The organism is Actinomadura sp. 7K507, assembly GCF_004348425.1.
Taxonomy (GTDB): Bacteria; Actinomycetota; Actinomycetes; order Streptosporangiales; family Streptosporangiaceae; genus Spirillospora.
This window is the reverse complement of record NZ_SMKK01000355.1, coordinates 1-7,011: the sequence shown is the minus strand read 5'-3', so window position 1 is coordinate 7,011 and position 7,011 is coordinate 1. Positions and strand designations below refer to the sequence as shown.

General features: G+C 73.7%; 6 protein-coding genes. 3 read left to right on the top strand and 3 right to left on the bottom strand.

From position 1 onward, the window contains the following. Positions 1 to 2,341 (top strand): AfsR/SARP family transcriptional regulator (locus tag E1285_RS46165; protein WP_165966993.1); only part of this gene is annotated, 2,341 nt, incomplete at its 5' end. A gap of 7 nt (positions 2,342 to 2,348) precedes the next feature. Here the strand turns inward: E1285_RS46165 and E1285_RS42115 are convergent. Next, a complete protein-coding gene (locus E1285_RS42115) occupies positions 2,349 to 2,750 on the bottom strand; it encodes a hypothetical protein (protein ID WP_132160403.1) in 402 nt (133 codons plus the stop codon). Positions 2,751 to 2,894: 144 nt separating this feature from the next. Here E1285_RS42115 and E1285_RS42110 point away from each other — a divergent pair, with 144 nt between their 5' ends. Beyond that, positions 2,895 to 3,614, top strand: a complete 720-nt coding sequence (locus E1285_RS42110; protein WP_132160401.1) for a pyrimidine reductase family protein — start codon at positions 2,895 to 2,897, stop codon at positions 3,612 to 3,614. Here E1285_RS42110 and E1285_RS42105 read toward each other — a convergent pair. Then, complete coding sequence (locus E1285_RS42105) at positions 3,596 to 4,297, bottom strand: dihydrofolate reductase family protein (RefSeq protein ID WP_132160399.1); 702 nt, start codon at positions 4,295 to 4,297, stop codon at positions 3,596 to 3,598. The genes E1285_RS42110 and E1285_RS42105 overlap by 19 nt on opposite strands. Before the next feature lie 76 nt (positions 4,298 to 4,373). On the opposite strand from E1285_RS42105, the gene E1285_RS42100 reads away from it, so the two are divergent. Next, entirely contained in the window at positions 4,374 to 5,465 is a 1,092-nt protein-coding gene (locus E1285_RS42100) for an ATP-dependent DNA ligase (RefSeq protein WP_132160398.1), read from the top strand. A gap of 42 nt (positions 5,466 to 5,507) precedes the next feature. On the opposite strand, the gene E1285_RS42095 is transcribed toward E1285_RS42100, so the two are convergent. Beyond that, positions 5,508 to 7,011 (bottom strand): alkaline phosphatase D family protein (locus E1285_RS42095; protein WP_132160396.1); only part of this gene is annotated, 1,504 nt, incomplete at its 5' end.

Below are 7,011 nucleotides of genomic sequence, written 5' to 3'. Positions count from 1 at the left end.
GGGCGGGGTGGGCAAGACGCGGCTCGCCCTGGAGACCGCGGGCACCATGGCCGGCGATTTCGCCGACGGCGCCTGGCTGGCCGAACTCGGCGGGCTGGAGCCCGGATCGGCGGACCGGCCGGCGGACGTGGTGATGGCGGCGCTCGACGTCCGTGACGCCACGGGCGCGGCCGACCGGCTCGTCGGCGCGCTGCGGGCCAGGCGGCTGCTGCTCGTCCTCGACAACTGTGAGCACGTCGTCGAGCAGGCCGCCGGGCTCGCCGGGCTCCTGCTGCGCGGCTGCCCCGGCCTGCGCGTCCTGGCGACCAGCCGCGAGCCGCTCGGGCTGCCCGGCGAGAAGGTCTGGGCCGTCCCGCCGCTCGACGTGTCCGGCCTCGACGTGTCCGGTTTCGGCGGGCCCGGCCCCGGCGGCTCCGGCACGGACCCGGCGGAGCTCGCCCGCTCGCCGGCCGTGCGGCTCTTCGTGGCGCGGGCCGCGTCCGCCGCACCGGGGTTCGCGCTCACCGCCGGCAACGCGCGGGCGGTCGCGATGCTGTGCCGGCGGCTCGACGGCATACCTCTGGCGCTGGAGCTGGCCGCCACCCGGGTCCGGGCGCTCGGCGTCGAGGAGTTGGTGGCCCGGCTCGACGACCGGTTCCGGCTGCTGACCGCCGGCCGCCGGGACGCCCCCGCGCGCCAGCGGACGCTGACCGCGATGATCGACTGGAGCTGGGACCTGCTCACCGATCCGGAACGAGTCGTGCTGCGGCGGCTGGCGGTGCACGCCGACGGCTGCACGCTGGAGGCCGCCGAGGTGGTGTGCGGCGCGGACGGCCCGGCCGGCGTGGCGGGCCTGCTCGCCCGGCTGGTCGACCGTTCCCTCGTCGCGGTCGCGCACGGTCCCGACGGTCCGCGCTACCGGTTGCTGGAGTCGGTGGCCGCCTACTGCGGCGACCGGCTGGCCGAGGCCGGCGAGACCGGACGGGTGCGGGACCGGCACGGCCGGTACTACACCGAACTGGCCGGACGGGCCGAGGAGCGGCTGTACGGCCACGATCAGCGCCGGTGGCTGCGGCGGCTCGACGCCGAGACCGCGAACCTGCGCAGCGCCTTCGACCACGCGGTACGGCAGCGGGACGCCGAGCGGGCGCTGCGGCTCACCTGCGCCCTGGCCTGGTACTGGTTCCTGCGCGGCAGGCTGGCCGAGGCGCGGCGCTCGCTCGGTGCGGCCCTGTCGGTGGACGGGCGGCCGTCCCCCGCACTGCGGGCCAGGGCGGCGGCGTGGCAGGCCGGGATCGAGGTGCTGCTGGGCGAGCCCGTCCCGGCGGCCGCCCGGGTGTGCGAACTGGTCGCGGAGCCGGTCGCGCGCGCCAGGGCGGAGTGGTTCCTGGCCTATGCGGAGACCGACTTCGGAGACGTACCCGCGGTCGGCGAGCGCCTGGACCGGGCGCTGCCCGTCTTCCGCGGCGCCGGCGACCGGTGGGGCACGGCCGCGGTGCTGAGCACGCGGGCCAAGCTCGGGCACCTGCGCGCCGATCTGAAGGCCATGGAACGCGACGCCGAGCGGAGCGCCGCGCTGTTCCGCGAGGTCGGCGACCGCTGGGGGCTCCTCCAGGCCACCGCTTGGCTGGGCGGGCTGGCCGAGCTGGCCGGCGACCACCCCAGGGCGGCCCGGCTGTCCGGCGAGGGACTGCGCATGGCCGAGGAGCTCGGCCTGTGGCCCGAGGTCTCGGTACGGCTGGCCTCCCTGGGCTGGATCGCCGTCCAGCAGGGCGACTACTCGCGTGCGAAGGACCTGAGCGGGCAGGCGCTGCGGCTGGCCACCGACCAGGGACTTCGGGTGGCGAAGACCTTCGCCGAGATGGGGGTCGCGTTCGCCGCCCGCCGCCAGGGCGACCTCGACCTGGCGGAAAGGCATCTCAACAGCCTGCTGCGCGCGGCCTGGCCGCAGGAGGAGAGCCAGGCTCCGCCGCCTCTCTACCTGCCGGTGGTCCTCACCGAACTCGGCCTCCTCACCGAGCGGCGCGGCGAGGCCGCCGAGGCCAGGAAGCTGCATCTGAGAGCGCTCCAGGCCGCCCGGACGCTGGACAGCCCCCGCGGCGTCGCGATGGCGCTGGAGGGCCTGGCCGGGGCCGTCGGCCTCGCCGGCGACCACGCGGCCTCGGCGCGGCTGCTGGGCGCCGCCGGCGCGGCGCGGCAGGCGGTCTCCGTGCCGCTGGCACCCTCCGAACGGGCGGAGATCGACCGCATCTCGGCGGCGACCCGCACGGCGCTCGGCGAGGCGGCCTTCGACGCCGCCTACCGGAACGGCCTGGCCCAGAGCCCGGACGAGGTGACGGCCGGGCTCGACGGCCGGTGCTGAACAGGCCTTAGGCGCGGGTCACTTCGATGGCGCTGAGGAAGACCAGCACGAAGGTCGTGACGGCGACCGTGCCGTGGACGGCCACGGCGGCGGCGGGAAAGGCCTGTTCCGCGCCTCGGGCGTGCCGGCCGCCGCGTCCGACGAGCCAGCGGGTGAGCAGCATGAACCCCTGGAGCGTGACGACCAGCAGGGCGGCGAAGGCGAGCCAGGCGAACTCGGCGCGCGCGGTGACCAGATAGCCGATCCATACGGCGAGCCCGGCCACACCGGCGAGGGGATGGCCCACCACGACCAGGGCCGGGAACCGCGTCACCTTCGCCGACGGCCCCCCGTTCGCCATCCAGATGATCAGCAGGTGGCCGCCCCCCACGGCGGCCACCACCCATGCGCCCAATGCGGCGAACTCCAACCCCCGGCTCCTTCCAAGAAGACCTCATCCCCGGCCCCCGGGCCAGTGTGACCTCCCGGCTCTCCCGCTATGGCGGATTCGTGCGGATTGGCACACCGGCCGCCGTCCGCGTGGCCCGCCACGGGTCGAGTAGCTTGGGGATTCATGCGGATCCTTTCTCCGGAGGCCGGCGACGTCGATCTCGTCGAGCGCTACGCCTATCCGCCGGACGGCGCCTGGATGCGGGCCAACATGGTCGCCAGCCTGGACGGGGCTGCGCAGCGCGACGAGCGCAGCGGCGGCCTCGGCAATCCCGCCGACCAGCACCTGTTCCTGCTGCTGCGCGGGCTCGCCGACGTGGTCGTCGTCGGCGCCAACACGGTGCGCGCCGAGGGCTACGGGCCGGTCAAGCCGAGCGGGGGCTGGGACGGCGTCCGGGACGGGCGGTCCCCCGTCCCGCCGCTGGCGATCGTCTCGCGCACCCTCGACCTGGACTTCGACGCGCCGATCTTCGCCGAGGCGAAGGCCCGGACGATCGTGCTGACGACCACGACCTCCGATCCCGCGAGGCTGGAGACCGCGCGGGAACGCGCGGACGTCATCGTCGCCGGGAAGGACTCGCTCGACTTCCCCGCCGCCGTCAAGGAGCTTGAGGCCCGCGGCCACAGGCGCCTCCTGTGCGAGGGCGGTCCGGGCGTCCTCGCACAGGTGGTGGCGGCCGGGCTGCTGGACGAGCTGTGCCTCACGCTGAGCCCACTGCTGCTCGCCGGGCACCCGACACGGATCCTGGACGGGGCGCCCGTGCCCGTCCCGCCGGAACTGACCCTCGCCCACGCCATGGAGGACGAGAACTTCCTGTTCCTGCGCTACACCCGAAGCCGGTAGCGGATGAACAGGACGCCCTCGTCCAGGTAGAGGGCCGCGGGGTCGAGCGGGACCTCGGCGTCCAGGCCGTCCAGGAGGCGGGTGTGGCGGGCGCCGCCGAGGAGCGCGGGGGCGATGCTGAGGCACAGTTCGTCCACGAGGGACGCCCGGATCAGCGCGGTGGCCAGGGCCGGGCCGCCCTCGCACAGAAGACGCTCATGGCCGAGGTCCTCGCGGAGGGTCCTGATGGCGGCGGGCAGATCGACGTCGTCCCGGCCTGCGCCGATCGCCTGGACGTGGCCCGGGACCTCGTTCCGGGCGTTCCGGGACGTCACGACGATGGTCGGTGTCTCGGCCTCGGTGAAGAGCGGGAGCGTCCAGTCCAGGTCGAGGGAGCGGCTCACCACGACGATGGGGGCGGGCGGGCCGCCGCGGCGCGCGCGCAGATCGGCTCGTAGGCGGGCCGGGCCGAGGCGTCCCGTGCGGACGGTCCTCGCCCCGACGAGGATCGCGTCGCTGAGGGCGCGCAGCGTCCGGAAGACGCGGAAGTCGGCGTCGCCGCCGAGTTTGTCCGTCCAGCCCTCGGCGTCGGTGACGGAGCCGTCGACGCTCATCACCATGCCGAGGCGCATCCCCGGCGCGTCCGCGTAGGCGTCGTACGGGTCGATGCCGTCGGCGGGGGGTTCGGGCAGCAGGCGGTGCATGACCTGCAGGTTATCCAACGGCCGTTGCGCGGCCCCGGCATGTCCTTTTGTCGGTGCCGGGGCGCAAAATGGGGGGATGGACCTGCCGATCAGCCCGCCGCTGCCGCCGATGCTGGCCAAGGCGGTCAAGACCATGCCCAAGGGCGACCTGCTGTACGAGCCGAAATGGGACGGCTTCCGCTGCATCGTGTTCCGCGACGGCGACGAGGTGGAGCTGTCCAGCCGCGGCAGGAAGCCGCTCACCCGGTACTTCCCCGAGGTGGTCGAGGCGGTGAAGCGCGAGCTGCCCGAGCGGTGCGTGGTGGACGGCGAGATCGTCCTGCCGAAGGGGACGCGCCTCGACTTCGACGGCCTCCAGCAGCGCATCCATCCCGCCGCGTCGCGGATCAAGCTGCTGTCGGAGGAGACGCCGGCGTCGTTCATCGCGTTCGACCTGCTGGCGATCGGCGACGAGTCGCTGCTGGAGGTGCCGCTCGGCGAGCGGCGGCGACGCCTCGTCGACGCGCTGGCGGGGGTGAAGGCGCCGATCCACGTGACGCCGGTGTCCGAGTCCTACGACCTGGCGCTGCGGTGGTTCGACGAGTTCGAGGGCGCCGGGCTGGACGGCGTCATCGCCAAGCCGCGCGACACCGTGTACGAGCCCGACAAGCGGGTGCTGTTCAAGGTCAAGCACGAGCGGACCTGCGACTGCGTGGTGGCCGGCTTCCGGTGGCACAAGTCCGGTCCCATCGTCGGGTCGCTGCTGCTCGGGCTCTACAACTCCGAGGGGCACCTCCAGCATGTCGGGGTGGCGGCGTCCTTCTCGATGAAGCGCCGCGCCGAGCTGGTCGAGGAGCTGCAGCCGTACCGGCTGGAGGATCTCAGCGAGCATCCGTGGTCGGAGTGGGCGAGCCAGACCGAGGCGACCGTCGACCGGATGCCGGGCGCCATCTCCCGCTGGACCGGGAAGAAGGACCTCAGCTGGGTGCCGCTGCGTCCCGACCTGGTCGTCGAGGTGGCCTACGAGGGGATGGAGGGCACCCGGATCCGGCACACCGCCCGCTTCCGGAACTGGCGCCCGGACCGGACACCGGAGTCGTGCACCTACGAGCAGCTGGAGGTTCCGGTCGCCTACGACCTGGGCGACATTCTCAGCGGCCAGGCGACGAGCCCGCGCGTCGACCGCTGAGCGTCCCGGCCGGGACGCGCCGCGCGTCCCGGCCGGGACCCGTCAGGGCTGGGTCTCGTTCTCGATGGTCTGGCGGATGATCTCCTGGTCCGACCGCGCCGACTTCGCCGAGGCGAAGGGACGCAGGTAGGTCCGGTTGACGCCGGGGACGCGGTCCTCGATGACGAACGTCGCCTTGGTGGAGATCTCGCCGCCCGGTGTCCGGACGCCGGGCAGGGTCTTGAAGTCGGCCTTCATCTCCTCCTTGCCGATCTTGGTGATCACGTATCCCCGCTGGTCGTTGTAGAAGCGCAGGTGCGGGTTGATCTTGAGGAAGGGGTGGTCGGCCGGGTCGGAGTCCCGGCCGTCGCCGGTGCTGCTGATGGACGTGCACACCAGTTCGGAGCCGACCGTCCTGGAGTCCGGGTCGTCGTAGTCGGCCTTCAGGTCGCTCGCCCAGTGGGCGTGGACGTCGCCGGTGAGCACGACGGGGTTGCGGACCCCGGCGTCCAGCCAGCCCCTGGTGATCCGGTCGCGGGACGCGACGTAGCCGTCCCAGCCGTCCATCGACGTCTTCTTGACGGGACCGTCGGTGTTGTCGCGCTGGGCGAAGAAGACCTGCTGGCCGAGGACGTCCCAGCGGGCACGGGAGCGCCGGAAGCCGTCGAGGAGCCACCTCTCCTGCGCGTCGCCGGTGATGGAGCGCGTCGGGTCGGTGGCCTCCGGGCAGTCCTTGTAGCCGTCGCCGCAGGCCTGGTCGTCGCGGAACTGGCGGGTGTCGAGCATGTGGAAGCCGGCGAGCCGCCCCCACCGGACCCGGCGGTAGAGCCGCATGCCGGGGCCCTTCGGGAGCGAGCGGCGCCGCAGCGGCATGTTCTCGTAGTACGCCTGGAACGCGGCGGCCCGCCGCGTCCGGAACTCCTCGTAGGAGGGGGTTTCGGAGCCGTTCTCGGGGATGTCGTCGGCCCAGTTGTTCTCGATCTCGTGGTCGTCGAACACGACGAGCCACGGCGCGGCGGCGTGCGCGGCCTGAAGGTCGCGGTCGGACTTGTACTGGGCGTGCCGCTGCCGGTAGTTGGCGAGGGTGACCGTCTCGGGGCCGTCGTGGTCGCGGACGTTGCCGCCGGGGCTGTTGTAGACGCCCTTCTTGTACTCGTACTGGTAGTCGCCCAGGTGCAGGATCAGGTCGGGGTGCTCCTCGGCCAGCCGCCGGTACGCCGTGAAATACCCGTGTTCGAATTGGGAGCAGGAGGCGAAGGCCATCGTGAGCGCCGGCCCGAAGGTGGCCGGATGCGGGGCGGTGCGGGTCCGGCCGACCGGGGAGACGTGGTCGCCGGCGCGGAAGCGGTACCAGTAGTCACGCCCGGGGCGAAGGCCGTTCAGCTCGACGTGGACGGAGTGGGCGGCCTGGGGGCGGGCGGCGGCGGTGCCGCGCCGGTCGATGCGGCGGAGGCGCTCGTCGGACGAGACCTCCCAGCGCACCGGGACCGTCCGGCTCGGCATCCCGCCGAGGCCGTCCTCGGCGAGAGGGTTCGGGGCGAGCCTGGTCCAGAGGACGAACCCGTCG